The organism is Microcoleus sp. PH2017_35_SFW_U_B (assembly GCF_020737865.1).
Lineage (GTDB): Bacteria > Cyanobacteriota > Cyanobacteriia > Cyanobacteriales > Microcoleaceae > Microcoleus.
The window spans coordinates 1-17,589 of record NZ_JAEQDE010000144.1 but is presented as its reverse complement, the minus strand read 5'-3'; the positions used below and the strand labels follow the sequence as shown (position 1 = coordinate 17,589).

Sequence of the window (17,589 nt, the reverse complement as noted above, 5' to 3'; positions counted from 1 at the left end):
ATACAGGTGAACCCTAATTAAATGTTTTGTAGTTACTCAATAATTCTTGTCCAATATACCATATTCTGTTAATATAAAGTTTAGATGCGTTCGCCCTGATCCTTTGTATGCGGGTTTGCGAAGTGCGATCGCCCTGCAACACGAATGGGGTACAATCGAGGAAAGGTATGCAGAAATTTGCCGTTTGAGCAAGTATCTCTGGGAACGTTTGTCGGAAATTAGCCATGTAGAATGTTTGCGGACATCTGCACCGGAAGCGGGTTTAGTTTCGTTTCGATTGACTAACGGGATGCCGCATAAAAAGCTTGTTGATTTGTTGGAGAAGCAGGGAATTATGGTGCGGACAATTCTGAATCCTGATTGCGTGCGGGCTTGCGTTCACTATTTTACCACTGAGGCAGAGATTGATAAGTTGGTTGGGGCGATCGCCATTCAATTAGTATAGTCGAAGTGGGTTTATCTATAGTCCTGGACGCACGGGTAATCAGAAACCGGGTTTTTGCGAGAATACTCGGTTACAGTCGCAGAAACTGTGAAAAACCCGGTTTCTTTGGTCGGACTGCGTAAGTCCTGTCCTATTATTTTAAGCTAAAATTAATTACCCGTTGTTTTTTCGTTGGGTTTACGTTAGGATATAGTAAGGAGGTTAAACTATGCAGATTAAAAATAAAAAATTTAGGTTGCGAAGCGGTGCAAACTGGACATCCTTTGAGAAGTTTCGTTTGCAGGGCGCAGAAGCACTTAGTTCGATAGCCAATGGTGTCATTGCTACCCTCCAGACAAAAACAGGACAGTACCGCATTATTGAGGAAAATGACTTTCAAGCAATGTATGGACTAGCCCGTGATGTCGATCGCATGAGAGGAGGATTGCGTATCGTCATCTTGGCTGTGCGCGCAGCACAAAAACACCCCGATCCAGAGAATCTGAATCTACTTGCTGAAGCAGTTGCTATGCTGGGAGATTTGCCTGAGCTTCCTACCCGCAATAGCTTCGAGCGATTAGTTCCAGAGAATTTCGGCTTGGATGAGGATGATGAAGTGATGCTCGATCAAAAATGAAATTGATCGTCCTTTGCAATCTGAGAATGCGATCGATTTTGATGGAAGATTTTAGAGAGTGTGAGGGAAAGTGAGCGATTTTTCCGATGAGGAGATTTATCGAGAGATTGGTGCGATCGTCAGCCAGTACGATATCCTTAAATGTGACCTGTGTGCCCAAGCCATGTTAAAATGGCTGGCAGAAAATGGAATTGCGGGTAAGTTACTCAAGCTCAAAACTAAGTATAGAGAAGAATTTATCTTAAGTACACGCTTAGAAATATCGGAAGGTACAAATGAGTCTATTACAACGAATGGAACTCACTACGGAGTTGAACTACGCGGGCTAGTTTTTGATAATTTGTCAACTGAGGGACTGTCTAGAGAAGATTGGGTGAATGATTTTTCCTGTCGCAGAGGAGAGTTTATAGTTGAAGAATTAGACAGTTTATAAAAGTGTTTATTGAAAAAAAAAGGAGACTATTGAGATGAGCGGACTTTTTGAGATGTTGAATAAAATTCATAAAAAACCAGGAATGTATATCGGACGGGCTTCTGCAAGCGATCTTTTTATGTTTATAGTCGGTTATAGAACGGCTAGAGAAGAGTTGGGATTTGAACCCACAGAAAAGGAAATGCAATTTTATGGCGATTTTCAACCCTGGTTGCAAAAGCGATATGAAGTATCAACATCAGGTTCATGGGCAAGAATAATCGAGTTTTATACTAACAATGAAGAACGAGCATTTTATCGTTTTTATGAGTTGCTTGATGAGTTTTTGCAGCGAGATAACCATTCAGAAGTAGCGCAAGTTAAGGAAAAAGTCGGTAATGTCAAAACTGCATAGTCAATTGTCAAATTTTGGCGCTCAATGCCGGATCGAAGAAACCTGGTTTTTTTCCCAAGTTTCGCACTGTCACCATAATTCGAGCGTGTCACCAAACTTCATTACCCACAGCAACTCCACTATCAATCTCATTATGAATGTTTTCAGGTGCGATCGGCTCAACCAACTCCTCAAGCGAATATCGCCGACGAGCGATCGGCTTCGATAATTTGCTCGGCGGCAATAGATGCGTCTATTTCCTGAGAGTGAGCTGCATAAAAAGCGAAAACTTCGTTAACTTGAGCTTCATTGTAGGGAGCGATTTTACTCTCGTTTGAGGCTCGTCACTTAGCGGTTTACCCCAAATTATTGAGCGGCTACAAAATGTAGGGCTATTACTATTGGCAATGCCAATCGGAAGATCGTATGCTAGACTGGATACAAACTACTACCAAACTGTAAATTATGGAACCTGTATCATTGACAGCTACAGCGCTTGCAACCTTGGTCATAACGAAAGCTGCTGAAAAGACAGGTGAAAAGATTGGGGAGAAGGCACTTGAGCAGGGTGGCAAGTTAGTGCGACTACTCAAGGAGCGCTTTCCAGCCACAGCAACTTCCATAGAACTAGCCGAACAACAGCCCTTAGATGGTGGGCAAGTAGTTCTTATTCAACAACAAGTAGAAGACGCGGCAAACGCAGATCCAGAAATTGCTCAAGCAGTTCAAGCCGTAGCAGGCGCTGTTCAGTCTCAAGCGACTAGCATCTATAATTTTGCAAAATTAGCAGAAAAAATTGGGATGGTTGTACAAGGAGGCACTGTTAATAATCCTTCCTTCAATTTCTGACTGACGTTTCCAGAACCGCTCGCAGAAATATCGAAAGAAGAGATAGTAAACTATGCGGCTAATGCTATCAAATGGTCTACCAACTATTACGAGAGTATGTGGGGTGGGAAGTATATCTCACTGCAAGGTTTGGTAGATCCAGTCACTTCTTTAGATCCTAAAATTACAAATAAGCTCAGTAACGATTCCTCAGTCTCTGTATCCATTGAAAAGCCAGTTTTTGATTTCATTAATGAATACCAAAAACTTTTAATACTTGGTGAAGCTGGATCTGGAAAGACCACTGTACTTTTGGAGCTTCTACGTCGGGAGTGTGGTTTGATTTTGGACTATCAGGCATTTTCATCAATTCCTGTATATGTTCCTTTGTCTTTGTTGAGTCAAAAAAATGATATCTTAGAACTTCTGGATGCAAGTCTTTCACAAAATGGTTTGTCTGTACCAAATAGTATCCTCTGTAAAATGCTGTCAAATGGACATTTCACTGTACTTTTGGATGGCATAAACGAAATTCCTTTGTTTCTACGAGAATCTGGTGTTGAGCGTAATATTTTAACGTTTATCCATAAATACCCAAAAAATAAATATTATCTTACGAGCAGAATTCATGATTTCCGAACAAAAATAAAAAAAGAAATTAGTTCAATTACTATACAATGTCTGACGGCAAAAAAACAAATAGTTTTTGTTCAAAATTATCTAGATAAAAAAGATACTAATAGATTTTTTGAAATAACAGGATTTAATTTAAAATCAGATTTTCAAAGCACAAATTCACCTATTAATATACTGCGAAATCCTTTACTTCTTTGGATGACAATTCAAATATTTAAGCAAACAAAAGAAAGAACCTATCTATCAAAAGGAGGTATATTTAAGAAATTTGTCGATCATGTTTTCCAAGACAGAGAGGATTGTAGACCTAACAAATACTGCATACAACTCAAAATCCAGCTTTTGGCAAGTCTTGCATTTGAAATGCTCAAGGATGGGTATATAGTGACTGCAACTTACGATTTTGTAATGTTTATATTTGCTACCTATGCAAAATCGCATAATCAGAATACAGAAAATATAAAATATTCATCACAAGAAATATTGGAAGAAATCCTTTTACATGGATTTTTACGTCAAGTAACCAGTCAAAAAATTGAGTGGAATCATCAAGCATTTCAAGAATATTTTGCAGCCGTTAAACTCACGCAAATTTTTGACTCAGGAGGTAATATATCACCCCAAATTAGTAATAACGAATGGAAAGAAGTTATTATCATAGCAGCAGATATTGTTAAAGAACCAGAAAAATTCATCAAAAATATAATGTATGGTTGGCTTGGTATCACTGGAATATTTACTATGCCAGGTCAACGAGACGTATTAGCTCGTGCAGCAATGTTAGCCAGTGAAGAACGCTATTCTAAAGAATTTAGACAACAAGTAATAGAAAATAACCATCGGCTGAATAAAAACTTGCAACAACGATTTGTTGATTTATGTGAAACAGATTTATTCATAGGTAATCGGCTAATAATTCTGATTGGTAAATATCTAATTCAGCTAGATAAATTTGAAAACATAAAAGCTTTTGGCATCTGGTTAGTAGGAATATCGAAGAATACAGAAATGGCTTCAGAACTTCTGATACATTTACAGGATAGACGATGCAATATCCGATGGATCACAGCAAAGTCCTTAAAACTTTTGAAGAGTTGCGAAGCAGTTGATGCTCTAATTCATTGCTTGAGAGATACGGATGGGGATGTGAGATGGATTTGCATGCGTGCATTAGCAGATATTGGAGACAAGAGGGCAGTTATGCCTTTGGTTGCATTTCTTGATCATGAACATCCTGTAACAAGAGCTGCTGCGGTTTGGGCACTAAGTGATATAGGAGCATCTGAAGCACTAAGCGCTCTTGAAGAAGCCAAGCAAAAACCAGCTAATGCAGTGATGCTTTGGTGGGGACAAGCATTGGACGAAGCTATTGAAAGTGCAATAGTACATATAAAAACAAAGAATACCATCAATAGTTTTTCGTATTATTTATTGTTTAGCCTCTCCTATTTAGGTTGATACACTTCGATTTTATAGCTAGTGTGAACACTCTAAGGATTTTTTTAAAAGATATATCTACAGTTTAGCGACTAAGCATATGTCTGGCAAGCATAGAAAATCTGATAAAAAAGCCGATCGCCCTTTCCCTAAAAACACCAAAGTGGGTAAATTAATCTCGATTTACCCACTCCCACAAAAAAAGAAACCGGGTTTTTACCGAATCTGTCGTCTTCAACGCAGTATTATCGCAAAAAACCCGGTTTCTAAGATCCTAATTAATGATTGTGCCCGTGGCCACCATGATTATGCCCATGATCGCCGTGAGAATGCCCATGATCCCCATGATTATGCCCATGATCCCCATGAGAATGCACGTGATCCCGAACCACCAAATTCGGATTAACCGCGATCGCACTTTCACTCAACAACGCTTCAATTTGAGGATTTGCCCACTCTGCCGCCATTTTCAGGAACTCAGGATGGTCGTTAACACAAGGCAATTTGCGGTAAGTAACTCCTTGACGTTGCTTCTGTAAACCCTCAATAATGTGGTCTACATCTAACAAAGTTTCGTGGTTTTCTGTCGCAAATCCGATCGGCATAAACACGATCGCAGTTGCACCCAAATCAATCAAATTCTTCGCAGCCAACGTCGCATCCGGCTGAGTCCATTCAATCAGCGGCGTGTCATGATTCAGCCAGCCCACCGAAATCAAAGGATAACGATACATCAAACGTTCCCGCACGCGATCGTACAAAGCTTGACTTTCCACAATCCCCGAAGTGAAGCCCTTCGCCTTGTGCGGACAACCGTGATTCATCAGCACAATCCCAATCTGAGAAGGCAAATGTGCTACAGCTAAATCGTTTTTAATTTCCTCTTCAACCAAATCCGCCATTAGCTGGATGTAAGCTGGTTCATCGTAAAAAGAAGGAATATAACGCTGTCCTGTTACCCAATGTTCTTTACCATCAAAGGTTTGTGCTAAAGCATTGTTTACCTGTTCCACAGCAATCCCGCTAGTGAAAACAGAATCAACAACCAACAGCGGATAAATCAGAATTTTGTCAAATCCTTCTGCTTTAATTTGCGGGATTACTTGTTCCGGCAAAAACGGCGCGCAAAAGTTAAAAGCTTTGAACACTTTTACTTTATCGCCCCATTTCTCCTGCAAATTCTGTTCAATCCCCGCCCGTTGTTGTTCAAAAATTGCATTGTGGGGCGACACGAATTTACCGTGTTGGTGACTCCACTCGTGCAAGTCAAAAATTGCCAAAATCTTCGCCAGTGGCGGATAAATCCAATTTGGTACTGGCGCAAACTTTGCCGTCAGTAAGTTTAAAGCTTGTTCGTTGTAATTCGCAAAATCGTCGTAGCTTTCGACTTCGCCGTAACCCATCAGCAAGACGGCTACGCGATCGCTGTTTGCCGGTGCGGCAGATGTTTTGAATTCAATTTTTTCTGGAGAAGCAACCACTTTGTATTCCTCAATTTTATTTATTCTAAGAGATCCAGACAGGATGAAGAGTGGATCTGAGATTTTTGATTGTTGGCGATCGCACGAGTTGCGCGCGCTGGGCTGATTCCCGGTTTCTGCACCGATAATTCCGGGCTAAACCTCTGATTTATCCTAGAAACCGGGTTGATGAGTGTCAGTCGTGAATCGGTTTTTTGGTTCCGACCCGAAACTCGTAGGGTGACTAGAACTAGAATCAGACTTTATTCAGCCTGACAGGGAATGGGGTTAGGGGGGATAAGTTTTATGTTTTCTTAAGACTCTTTCGCCTTGCCTCGGATTCCGCAGGTTTGCAGCGTTCCCAGCGTTTATTTTGGGGGGATATTCTTCAAACTTTGCGCTATCATGAGTTTAATATCCTATCCCCCCGTATGGCATATAATTAGTTATGGTGTACAATAAAGTAAAGTTATGTTAAGCTCTTGATTAATTTTATTGAAGCACAATGAGACTGGTAATTTGCCCCGGAATCCACGACCCAAAACTCACTGATTGTTTCCTAGAGGGACTTTCGGAAGTTTGGGGAAACGTAGAACCTCGGCAAAATATCCAAAGATCTTACTCTGTTAAGATTTTCCCAGCTCATAAACAGCCACCTTTTTCAGCCCTTGACATATTCCACTTTTTGTGCAGTCAAGAGTTGACAGGAGAAAGTCTAGTATTCGTTAGTTTTTCGGCTGGAGTAGCCGGGGCGATCGGGGCTGCGTGGATGTGGCAACAAATCGGCGGGAAAGTCGCTGCATTCATTGCTTTGGACGGTTGGGGAGTACCCCTGGGGGGCAATTTCCCGATTCACCGGATCAGCCACGATAGCTTTACACACTGGAGTTCAGCTATTCTCGGTGGCGGTGAAGACAGTTTTTATGCCGATCGCCCCGTTGAACATTTAGATTTGTGGCGATCGCCCCAAACCGCGCAAGGTTGGCAAATCAGTCAAACAGCCGATCGCATCGAGACGACGAAACCAGCCACCGCAGCAACATTTTTAGTTCACTTATTGAAACAGTACGGAGTCCAATCAGTTGTTTAACTTTAATTTATTATCATCGGCGATCGCATCTACTGCTACTTTTACCGGCATAGAAAATCCTGTATCTTCTTCAGATAGAAGCAAGAGCATTCAGCAGTGGTTGGTATTTGGCGCATCAGCATTTTTAGTCTCAATTCCAGTCTTTGTGCAAGCACCATTAGTGCGTTTGTATCCCACCATCAGTTTGCTATCAACTATCCCCTGGTTCGTACTTAGTTTAATCTTAATTTTCCGCCCAAAAACTCAACTTTGGGGAGACTTATTATTGGGATTTGCCGGATGTTGGCTGGCTGGTTCGATTTATTGGGGCTGGTTTAGATGGGAACCAATTTTGCACTTACCGATAGAAGCAATTGGTTTGCCATTTGCGATTTGGTGTTTGGGTAAATCTTGGGGGAAAGTTGGAGCATATTTTTATTTAGGTTCGTTACTGGGAACCGCTATTACCGACATATATTTTTACTTGACAGGTTTGATGCCTTACTGGAGACAAGTGATGCACGCGGAACCGGAATTGGCTATGCCGATTTTCCAAAGTGCGATCGGGCAAATTGACACTCCTTGGGGTATTGGTTGTGCGATCGTTTTAATTGCTGTACTTTTGACTGTGGGTTTGATCAGTTTGCGCGATCGTCAATTACACTGGCGCGCCTTCAGCGGAGCAGTTTTTAGCACGCTGTTAGTAGATGGTTTATTCTGGTTGGCCGCTTCGGCAGCTTAAGCTTTATGGTTGGTTTCTATGTGTATGATTTTTGACCGCAGATGTGGGCGGATTGACGCAGATTAACGCAGATTTTTGGATAAATGTAGTTTTGAGATTCCTGACTTCTTTAAGAAGTCGGGAATTTGGGTATTTAGTGAACAATTATGAGTTAGAATCTAAAATCTAAAATCTAAAATCAATATCATGTCTTTCATTTCAGTTCGCGGTGTAGAACATTATTACGAGTGGATAACAGCAGACAATAGCGCCCAACCCAGCGGCAAACCAGTTATGGTATTTCTCCACGGCTGGGCTGGCTCAGCCCGCTACTGGGAAAGCACTGCACAGGCGATCGCCAATGACTTTGATTGTTTGCTGTACGATATGAGAGGTTTTGGTCGATCGCCCTTACCGCCATCACCTCCTGAGTCCAGTTACGAGCTCGAAACCTACGCCCGCGACTTAGCCGAATTATTAGAAGCTCTGAATTTAAGCCGCGTCTTTCTCAACGCTCACTCTACAGGAGCATCTATTGCTACTTTATTTCTCAACCTTTACCCCGAAAAAGTAGAAAAAGCCATTCTCACTTGCAGCGGCATTTTTGAATACGATGAGAAAGCCTTCACAACTTTTCATAAATTCGGCGGCTATGTAGTCAAATTTCGCCCGTCTTGGCTGGCTGCTATTCCGTTTGCCGATCGCATCTTTATGGCTCGGTTTTTGCGCCAATCTCTCCCCACAGCCGTCAGTTTAGCATTTCTCAAGGATTTCTTAATGGCAGACGAGGAAGCTGCGATCGGTACAATGGTGACAGCAGTTAGCAAAAGAGCAGCCGAGGAAATGCCCCAGGAATTTGCACGGTTGAGTGTGCCCACACTGCTGGTAGCTGGAGAATTCGATCAAATTATCCCCGCCGCCATGGGAGAACAAGCAGCCTCCCTCAGCAAAAAAGTAGAATTTGTTATAATTCCCAATACAGCTCACTTTCCAATGCTGGAGGATGCCGCAACATATTTGCAGCTAATCCGAGACTTTTTGCCAGCAGCAGCTTAGCTGAGTTATAGTTCATCCAATGTACGATCGGACAAACAAGCTTTTATAGCCGTTTTTGCTCCGATCTTAATTTTTAATTCCTAATTTCTTAAAGCGAAAGGTGGTAATATGAACGACCTCGATCAATACTATAGAGTGCTGGGACTATTACCGGGAGCTTCCCGAGAAGAAATTACTCAAGCTTACAAGGATTTAGCGTTCATTTGGCACCCCGATCGCATCCCTAAAGATAATCCTAGACTACTCCAGAAAGCTGAAGAAAAGATTAAGGAAATTAATCAAGCTCGGGAACAATTGCGATCGATTCAGCCAAGAGGTCAAAATCAGAACACTCAGCATAAAAATACTCAGCACAAACACACCCAGCAGCAAAACACCCAGCAACAAAACACCCAGTACAGAAATACTCAGTATCAAAACACCCAGCAACAAAACACCCAGTACAGAAATACTCAGTATCAAAACACCCAACAACAAAACACCCAACAACAAAATACCCAGCCACAAAACACTCAGTACAGAAACACCCAGCCACCACCAGCAACGCCAAAAGAGCCACGCTACTCTTCCGAACCCTATTCAGGAAAACCTGCTGGTAATTATGCGGGAAATTATGGTGGAAACTATGCTCCAAATCCGACGGGGCCTTATTCCGATGCCTCCCGCTACCAATCGCCACAGCCGCAGCCATCTCAATCTTACCGACAAGCTGCGCCGCAAGCTCCCGATTTGAGCGGTTCCAACTTCAAAGGAGCTTCCTTAAAAGAAAAGGATTTTTCAGGGAGAAACTTGAGCAATGCAAACCTGAGTGAAGCCGACTTAAGCGATACTTTTCTCCACAACATCAACCTCACAGGTGCGAATTTACAAAAAGCTAACTTGTTTAGGGCTAACCTGTTAGGAGCTTGTTTGATTAATGCCAACCTGAGAGAAACCAATTTAATCGGAGCGGATTTGAGCGGTGCAGACTTGAGCGGTGCGGATTTGACGGGTGCTAAAATCGGTTATGGCGATCGCGTCATGGTAAAACTCACAGGAGCTAGATTAACAGGTACAATCTTGCCCGACGGTACCGTACACAGTTAAAGGATTGAGTTTTTCCTCAATTCTGAAGCCAAAAATCTAGTTTCGGCAAATTGTTACTCCCAACTTAGATAGTGTCACCTAAAACAACCCCCATAAAATCGGTTCGTAGTGAGGACTTTAGTCCTCTTCAAATTGAGAGGACTAAAGTCCTCACTACGAACCTATAGCGGTTAAGTTATGTCAAATTATAAGCTGTTCCACATTTAACTTGCACACTTTAGTATTACCTTTATGTTTGAATCTTATCCCGATTTCTTCATCTGCTGCTTGCTCGCAGACAGGTAATACCAACCGATAAAACTCATTAAAGGAAATGGGTTCAAAACTTGAAAGAACAGCATTTCATTGTTTCGATCCAAAAATTTCATAGCTGATGCCAAAAATCCTCTTCGGGACTTACCAGAAAGAATTGGTTGAAAGCCCGCCCGCCTTCGAGAGAGAAATTAAAATCAGACTATTCATTACTCCAATCCTCGGACTTATAGGTAGAGGTCGCTCTCAAACTGTCAACTGTCAACTGTCAACTGTCAACTGTTGAAGCCCTCCGATGGAACAAACCGCGTTTTTTCACGAAAATATTCGCTGGGAATCTTTAATATCGGTAACAAACCCGGTTTCTGGGTTCCCATGCGTAAGTCCTACTTTTTTTGTGATAAAACGTTAGGAATTCGTGGTTGGTGGTAATTCGGTTGTCTCAGATTGAAACAAAAGTTTGCCCTCGCAGGGAACTAAAGTCTGGTAGAAAAACTTTTTACAACGATTGTGTTCATCGGCAATTACTACTCGCGCCTCGTGCCCGGTGCGAAATACCTCAGCGCGATCGCATTCTTCATAGGCAGCAATAATTACAAAATCTCCAGGATCGCACAAATGAGATGCTGCACCGTTGAGACAAATGATACCACTTCCCGGCTCTCCTGGCAACACATAGGTTGACAAGCGGTTCCCATTGCTAACATTCCAAATTTCCACCTCCTGTAAAGGCAGAATTCCCACCTTATCGATCAATTCATTGTCAATGGTGACGCTGCCTACATAATTAACATTTGCATCGGTTACGCGCACTCCATGTAGCTTAGCGTGCATCAGTCTAATTCTAGCCATTGTTTTTTTCCTGTACTGTATATGTCAGTCGATTTTGTATTTTATATTTTAGATTTACTTGCAGCATTAAATCTGGGAGCTTGAACTTGAGTCTCGAATCTAAAATTGAAGAATTTCTACTGTCATATAACCAATAGCAAACAATTCTCTCTAAGAGTAGCTTACTCCATCCTTTCCTTCACAGCACTACCTGGAATACTTCCATGTCATTGTCAAATTCTTGGATTTTCAGACGCTTGAGGGAAGTACCTGCTGGGAATTCTCTCTCAATTGTAACTGTTTTGATTGGGGTTAGTTGTTGCCACGCTGAATTAATAATATCTATAGCCCGTTGCATCGGAATTATTAACGGAAATTAGGAGACGGCAGTGCCGTGTCCCTACGATTAATCACGGTAGGGACACGGCACTGCCGTCTCCTCTATATCATAAGGAGTGCAACCGGAAATGATATGACAAGAGGGAAAACTCATGAAAAATAGATACTGGGTTGGCGCGTGCCTGCCCGTTGGCGAAGCTGCCCTGAAAGGGCTAGGGCTTATGCTTCGTTCCTCTCTTCGGACCATCTTAAGTGAACCGTATTGATCTATAGCCGACTGCGAATTTTCCATTCCCAAAATCTCCCCCAAGAGATGTACAGCAAGTTGGATCTGACTTTTCACCTTTTTAGGCTTTTGGGGGAGGCTTTTCTCACAATTATTATCTCAAAACTTGGGAAATTGATTGGGTTTGCAAACTAATAATTTTACATACTTAACCATCTTGATTTTTTTTGATTGAACGCTTCCGTGATTGATTATTTCCGGCGACGCAACTTTCGTCCAGCAGCCAGCATAGCACCTCCCGCCATCAAACCTCCGACCGTCATCGGTTCTGGAACTGGCTCAGCTTCTACCGTCTCCACAGAACTGTCTTTAATCAATACAGCCACCGATTTGGGAATTGTATCAGCTTTGATCGTTCCCACAGAACCGCCTTTAATAAATACAGCCGAATCAAAATTACCGTCGCCCACATCTTTCATGCGGATGCTGAGAACATTTGTCTGATTTTGCTTGAGCAAACCCTCAAACCCTAAAACTTTAGTAAAACCGTCTAGCTTAATGATGTTAGCAGCAATACCCATCAAACTTGGGTTGTTAATATAGTCTGAGTGATCTGTAGAGCGATTATTTGGATCGGGAACGAGATTATTAATCGTAACTGTTTTCCCGTCGCTCAATTTTGCCAAATTACGACCATTCAGCAACAGTTCAAAATCGTCATTGTATTCAGAACCGCCGAACTCAGGAAACTCCTCTGAACCAAATACATACTCAAAGAACAATTTTTCAGCAGTGTCGTCAGCAAAAAATCTGAGGTCTAGCTGAGTTAAATCCCCAGCTTCGCCCTTTACTCCAAAGTCGGTGTTTAGATCGCTGCCGTTGGTCATTAGGTTATCTTTCCGATTCTGGCCCGGTATATCGGTGACTTTGCCAGTGCTGAGAACAACGCCTGACTGCAAACCAAAAGGGTCATTAATAAAAGTACCAAAGGCAGCCTGATTTCCGGTAATTAAAACAGAGAAATCACTCAATCCTGCTATGTTATTTCCTAACAAATTATTTTTCAAAATCTCAGTGTTATTAGTTGCCCCTACCGAAAATGCCATTACTGGTGATGCCAAAAAGCTCAGAGCAGCAGTCAAGGTAGCTGTTAAGGCAGCAATTTTGTGATAACTTATCATATATTTTTGTTTAAAAGACTAAGATTGTTTAATGTCTAAATTCATTTTTACATTAGATAAGCATCAATGTCTAGTGCCTTTACAATGACTTTACATCTACGTAATTTTACGGCTTGGATGGTTAATATTTTGGGTATTTCTTAGCAATTATTCAATCAATAAACTTCAGGATAAAATACTAATACCAAAATATACGTACACAGACTAATAATTTGAGGAAGTAGGCACAGGATACCCAAGAAACCTGGTTTTTATGAGGTTTACGATCGCCCTTGACAAAAGATTTTGCTAAAATAAAAAACCGGGGTTTTTGGGTAAATCCGCAATTGATATCGAGTGGGGTCGATCGACTCCACCTGATATCAAAACAAATGACTGATGACAAATGACTGATGAGAAAGTTCGCGAGCGGGGACAGCACTAATCACCGATCGCTAAAACCCCCTTGCTTCTCCTTCCCCGCGCGGATCGGCAGCCCCTTCCAACCAACCGTCATCAGTCAGGACGATCGCATTTGCATTTCCCCAGCCGTCACGTTCGACAATCTGGTGTCCCCGCCTGCGTAACTCCTCAAGCGTCCCAGCCTCAAAACCTCCGCGTTCCACCATCAGGCGATCCGGCTGCCACTGATGGTGCACCCGGGGAGCAGACACAGCCTCGCCCACATTCATGTCGTAAACCAACAGGTTGAGGACAATTTGCAAAACCGTGGTAATAATCGTGCTGCCTCCAGGAGCCCCCGCAGCAAGGCGAAATTGGCCATTTTCCGTCACGATAACCGGTGTCATGCTGGATAAAGGAGTTTTAAGAGGGGCGATCGCATTTGCCTCACCGCCCACCAAACCAAACAAATTCGGCACTCCCGGCGCAGCAGCAAAATCATCCATCTCATTGTTGAGCAAAATTCCCGTACCCGCCGCCACAACCCCAGCCCCAAAACCTCCATTCACCGTAAACGTCAAACTAACAACATTGCGCTCTTTGTCAACTACCGTCAGGTGCGTAGTTTCCGGCGACTCGTACACAAAGCGGCTCAAAGTTTTAGCATCAACAGCTTTTACTTCGCTCGAAGGTTTGGCTTTGGAAATTTCGATTTGCGATCGGCGAAATTTCCCATAATTTTTGTTAGTCAGAGCTTTGACAGGTACGCTGACAAAATCTGGATCGCCCAAATATTCGGCCCTGTCAGCATAGGCAATCCTCATCGATTCCGCCAGCAAATGTAGCGCATCCGGGCTTTTCCTTCCCAAACTCTTGAGATCGGTATCGCCTAGAATATTGAGGATTTGCAACAAATGAACGCCACCGGAAGAGGGAGGCGACATCGCGCAAATTTCGTAAGTGCGAAACTTGCCACAAACCGGATTGCGCCAAATCGGCGTATAGTTTTTCAGGTCTTCGAGAGTGATAATGCCACCATTTTTAGCCATGTCGGTGGCGATCGCCCGCGCAATATCTCCGCGATAAAAACTTTGGGGATTTTGTGCAATTTGTCGCAATGTCCGCGCCAAATCTCGCTGCACCAAAACCTCCCCCGGTTGGTATAAAACATCACCACGAGTGAAAATATCCCGTGCCGCCCGATTCTTGTTAATCGCATCCTTTCGTTGCAGAGTAGCCTTTGTGAAGCGGGAACTTACTGGAAAACCCTTTTGGGCAAGGGCGATCGCCGGAGCCACCACCTGCGCCCAAGGTAACTTACCATACTCGCGGTGCACCGTATAAAGTCCAGCCACAGTACCCGGAATGCCCGCCGCCAAATGCCCGTCCAGACTTGCCCGCTTGCGTACCTTACCTTGCTTGTCCAGGTACATATCGCGCGTTGCTCGTTTGGGCGATCGTTCCCGGAAATCCAGCGCTTGCACAGTCCCCGTTTCGGCCCGTCGCAGCAGCAAAAAACCTCCGCCGCCGATACCCGCCGAAAAAGGCTCCACCACCGAAATCGCCAAAGCCGTAGCAGCCGCCGCATCCACCGCATTGCCTCCCTGTTGCAGCACGCTCAGCCCCGCGGCGCTCGCCAGGGGGTGAGCCGAAACTGCCATGACCTGTTTGCTGCGCTGCTGCTGCAAGTTTGGCTGTAGCTGCTGGTGGCACCCACCTAACAGTATTACCGTGATGAAACAAGTATAAATACGCACTTTATTGCTTAACTTTGAAAACATTTCTCCCCGCTTTGTCAGTAGATATTACCGTGATGAAACAAGTATAGATACGCACTTTATTGCTTAACTTTGAAAACATTTCCCCCCGCTCTCTTAGGAGATATTACAGTGACAATTAAATGACATCATCCTAAAGACATAGATTTAATTTCACTTCAGCGAAGAATCATTAACAGCCACAAGTTTACTCAAACTCAAATATGTTCAGTAGGGTAATTGTTAAATACACTACATGGTAATTTAAATGATCAGAAATATTAAGCATTATCAAAAAAACTTATAGCCAAAAGTGTTGCAGCCGAGTGGGAAGAGTGCTACTATGGCTACATTAATTATTAATTTTTTATTAACAAATATTCTGAGCAAAATTTTGGGTTATTTTAAGGCTCAAAGTCCTATCTACTTCAACAGTTGACAGTTGACAGTTGACCGCTTGACAGTTGACAGTTTGAGAGCGACCTCTACCCTTAAGTCAGAGGATTGGAGTAATGAATAGTCTGATTTTAATTTCTCCCGATCGGGGTTACGGCTTTCAACCAATTCTTTCTGGTAATAGGCTGGATCTTTTTTAAAAGTCAGGCCGTAGACCCAACTTTAAAAAAAAGCGCAATCCTTGAACTTAAAAAAACAAAAAGTTTTAGTGAGCAGTTTACCAAACTGTCCGGAGTGTTAGTTAATCGGAATCTATTGAAGCAAACAATCATCTCAAATAAACATCTCCATCAAGCTTTATGAACGCAAACAACATCGGCGCATTCATCCCCGGATTTAATCTCAAAAACATCAAGAATAGAGATATGGGAGGTGCAATCGATAACAAGTTAAACACAGGAAAACTCAAAACTGCGTCGCCCACTATTCTCGCACCCAGGATTGTCAGAAAAGCAGCATCACTTGCCATTAGCACAAATTTTTCCCGCGAAAAAGTTAGCATCATCATGCCGGCATTCAACGCCAAAGACACTATAGGCGAAGCGATCGCCTCCGCACTCCAGGGGACTCACCGGAATATAGAAATCCTAGTGATTGATGACGGTTCCACCGACGGCACCGACAAAATAGTTACTGACATGGCGGGGCAAGATCCGCGAATTAAGTATTACAAAAATCCGAAAAACCTAGGAGCTTACAAATCTAGAAATTTAATGCTCGAAGCAGCAACCGGAAAATTTATCGCATTTTTAGACAGTGACGACACCTGGGAACCAAACAAACTAGAAGAATGTTTGAATCTCCTCAAAAAACACCCAGAAGTTAAATCAGTCGGTCACGCCCTCCGCTATCTCAACAAGGAAGGCGAGAAAGTCAGCTACATTCCCACGTATCCCACAAATCGGGAAGAATTGCAGGATGTTCAAGAAAACGGCGCGCTTCCTTGGGTTTTTCCTACAGCTTTAGTAGTAGAACGAGAAGCTATCCTAGAAATCGGAGGATTTTTAGACGACTGGAAAGTAGGTGCAGATACCGAACTGATGGCCAGACTAGCTCAAAAGCACGGGATGCTAAGCACAAAGATGCCCTTAGGAAACTACCGAGTTTTGGGCAATTCGTTAACCGATAAATATTGGTTTAACAAGCGTCTAGCGATAGACTGCGTTAAAGAAAACCAGCAACGCAGAATTCGCGGTCAATCAGAGTTAACCTTGAGCCAATACCAAGAAATCTTTTTCCAAAATCTGTCGCCGTTAAAAAAACTCAATAAGTTAAGAGAGATTGTGGCAACTCGCTTCATGAGAAAAGCCGGAGAAAGCTGGTTAAATCGTGAGATTTTGCCTACTCTAATTTACGGAATTGCCACAACAGTGCTGAACCCTCAAGCCACTGTACACAAAATTCAGTGGATGAAATATCAGAAGCGATTAAATCAAGAATTTGACTAATTAGCTATTGGGCTGCTACATATAGCCTACCGAACTCTGCCACTTTCTAGCAGTAGCTGAACAGTTAACTGGACTCAGCTAGAGATTCGACTTCTAGGGTAGATAATAGCCGCCTGTTTGTTGACAACTCGACTGGTGGACAATCTCTGCATCAGTCGAGTTGTTAATAAAAATTGGTTCTTTGCATAGGCCCTCTAAAATGCGATCGCCCTGACAAAAGCCCTCAAAGGATTGAACAGAGGGGAATTCGCCAAAAAAATTAGCTGTCAAATCGGCTGCGATACCCATATTGAGGGTTTTCCCCCCGCTAGGCTGATCCCACTCAGGCTTCCAGCCTGTTATATTGGCTATAGGTAAATAAGCGCAGTACGGCTGTATAAATCAACAGCCTAGCTACTAAGTAGCGGAAAACACGGCTAAAATCCAAATTTTCCCACTATTCCCTAGCCAACTCTGTTTCTGCTACACAAAACTTAGCTAAACTTTCTCAAGTCTCACTATTCAATCAAGATTGCTCTTGAAGGGTCTGCTTCCTGCTTCACCCAAGGGAGTCGGCTC

17 protein-coding genes and 1 pseudogene are annotated in these 17,589 nt (G+C 42.8%); 12 read left to right on the top strand and 6 right to left on the bottom strand.

The genetic code is table 11. From position 1 onward, the window contains the following. Positions 1-100: 100 nt before the first annotated feature. The 7 genes and pseudogenes from JGK36_RS31280 to JGK36_RS31250 form a co-directional block, all read left to right on the top strand. Positions 101-445: pseudogene (locus tag JGK36_RS31280) on the top strand (aminotransferase class V-fold PLP-dependent enzyme); the annotation flags it as partial. A 208-nt stretch (positions 446-653) separates the two neighbouring features. Beyond that, on the top strand, positions 654-1,061 hold the full coding sequence (locus tag JGK36_RS31275) for a hypothetical protein (RefSeq protein WP_293179374.1): 408 nt from the start codon (positions 654-656) through the stop codon (positions 1,059-1,061). Between the two features lie 70 nt (positions 1,062-1,131). Continuing rightward, on the top strand, positions 1,132-1,494 hold the full coding sequence (locus tag JGK36_RS31270) for a papain fold toxin domain-containing protein (protein WP_293199063.1): 363 nt from the start codon (positions 1,132-1,134) through the stop codon (positions 1,492-1,494). Positions 1,495-1,528: 34 nt separating this feature from the next. Then, positions 1,529-1,888, top strand: coding sequence for a hypothetical protein (locus JGK36_RS31265; RefSeq protein ID WP_293179368.1), 360 nt, complete (start codon positions 1,529-1,531; stop codon positions 1,886-1,888). Beyond that, on the top strand, positions 1,872-2,096 hold the full coding sequence (locus tag JGK36_RS31260) for a hypothetical protein (RefSeq protein ID WP_293179365.1): 225 nt from the start codon (positions 1,872-1,874) through the stop codon (positions 2,094-2,096). Before JGK36_RS31265 ends, JGK36_RS31260 begins: the two co-directional genes overlap by 17 nt. A gap of 236 nt (positions 2,097-2,332) precedes the next feature. Next, positions 2,333-2,716 (top strand): hypothetical protein, encoded by a 384-nt coding sequence (locus JGK36_RS31255; protein ID WP_293179362.1) that lies wholly within the window; start codon positions 2,333-2,335, stop codon positions 2,714-2,716. A 96-nt stretch (positions 2,717-2,812) separates the two neighbouring features. After that, positions 2,813-4,789, top strand: a complete 1,977-nt coding sequence (locus tag JGK36_RS31250) for an NACHT domain-containing NTPase (protein WP_293191302.1) — start codon at positions 2,813-2,815, stop codon at positions 4,787-4,789. 257 nt (positions 4,790-5,046) lie between these two features. On the opposite strand, the gene JGK36_RS31245 is transcribed toward JGK36_RS31250, so the two are convergent. Continuing rightward, positions 5,047-6,249 (bottom strand): ferrochelatase, encoded by a 1,203-nt coding sequence (locus JGK36_RS31245; protein ID WP_293179356.1) that lies wholly within the window; start codon positions 6,247-6,249, stop codon positions 5,047-5,049. Positions 6,250-6,733: 484 nt separating this feature from the next. Here JGK36_RS31245 and JGK36_RS31240 point away from each other — a divergent pair, with 484 nt between their 5' ends. The 4 genes from JGK36_RS31240 to JGK36_RS31225 all read left to right on the top strand — a co-directional run bounded on the left by JGK36_RS31240 (position 6,734) and on the right by JGK36_RS31225 (position 10,160). Further along, positions 6,734-7,318 (top strand): hypothetical protein, encoded by a 585-nt coding sequence (locus JGK36_RS31240; protein ID WP_293179353.1) that lies wholly within the window; start codon positions 6,734-6,736, stop codon positions 7,316-7,318. Next, a complete protein-coding gene (locus JGK36_RS31235; RefSeq protein ID WP_293179350.1) occupies positions 7,311-8,039 on the top strand; it encodes a DUF3120 domain-containing protein in 729 nt (242 codons plus the stop codon). The genes JGK36_RS31240 and JGK36_RS31235 overlap by 8 nt, the downstream gene beginning before the upstream one ends. 186 nt (positions 8,040-8,225) lie before the next feature. Next, a complete protein-coding gene (locus tag JGK36_RS31230; RefSeq protein ID WP_293179348.1) occupies positions 8,226-9,074 on the top strand; it encodes an alpha/beta hydrolase in 849 nt (282 codons plus the stop codon). Between the two features lie 108 nt (positions 9,075-9,182). Next, positions 9,183-10,160 carry a pentapeptide repeat-containing protein gene (locus JGK36_RS31225; RefSeq protein ID WP_293179345.1) on the top strand — a complete coding sequence of 326 codons (978 nt, stop codon included), beginning with the start codon at positions 9,183-9,185 and terminating at the stop codon, positions 10,158-10,160. 660 nt (positions 10,161-10,820) lie between these two features. On the opposite strand, the gene panD is transcribed toward JGK36_RS31225, so the two are convergent. The 4 genes from panD to ggt form a co-directional block, all read right to left on the bottom strand. Continuing rightward, positions 10,821-11,264 carry an aspartate 1-decarboxylase gene (gene panD, locus JGK36_RS31220; protein WP_293179342.1) on the bottom strand — a complete coding sequence of 148 codons (444 nt, stop codon included), beginning with the start codon at positions 11,262-11,264 and terminating at the stop codon, positions 10,821-10,823. Between the two features lie 178 nt (positions 11,265-11,442). Beyond that, positions 11,443-11,601: a hypothetical protein gene (locus tag JGK36_RS31215; RefSeq protein WP_293201299.1), complete on the bottom strand. Its 159-nt coding sequence runs from the start codon at positions 11,599-11,601 to the stop codon at positions 11,443-11,445. 458 nt (positions 11,602-12,059) lie between these two features. After that, complete coding sequence (locus JGK36_RS31210) at positions 12,060-12,989, bottom strand: choice-of-anchor L domain-containing protein (protein ID WP_293199065.1); 930 nt, start codon at positions 12,987-12,989, stop codon at positions 12,060-12,062. Between the two features lie 434 nt (positions 12,990-13,423). Then, positions 13,424-15,151, bottom strand: a complete 1,728-nt coding sequence (ggt, locus tag JGK36_RS31205; RefSeq protein ID WP_293191294.1) for a gamma-glutamyltransferase — start codon at positions 15,149-15,151, stop codon at positions 13,424-13,426. Positions 15,152-15,882: 731 nt separating this feature from the next. Here ggt and JGK36_RS31200 point away from each other — a divergent pair. Next, a complete protein-coding gene (locus JGK36_RS31200; RefSeq protein ID WP_293179334.1) occupies positions 15,883-17,031 on the top strand; it encodes a glycosyltransferase family 2 protein in 1,149 nt (382 codons plus the stop codon). Between the two features lie 93 nt (positions 17,032-17,124). Here JGK36_RS31200 and JGK36_RS31195 read toward each other — a convergent pair whose 3' ends face one another. Then, entirely contained in the window at positions 17,125-17,319 is a 195-nt protein-coding gene (locus JGK36_RS31195) for a hypothetical protein (RefSeq protein ID WP_293179331.1), read from the bottom strand. Positions 17,320-17,589 lie beyond the last annotated feature (270 nt).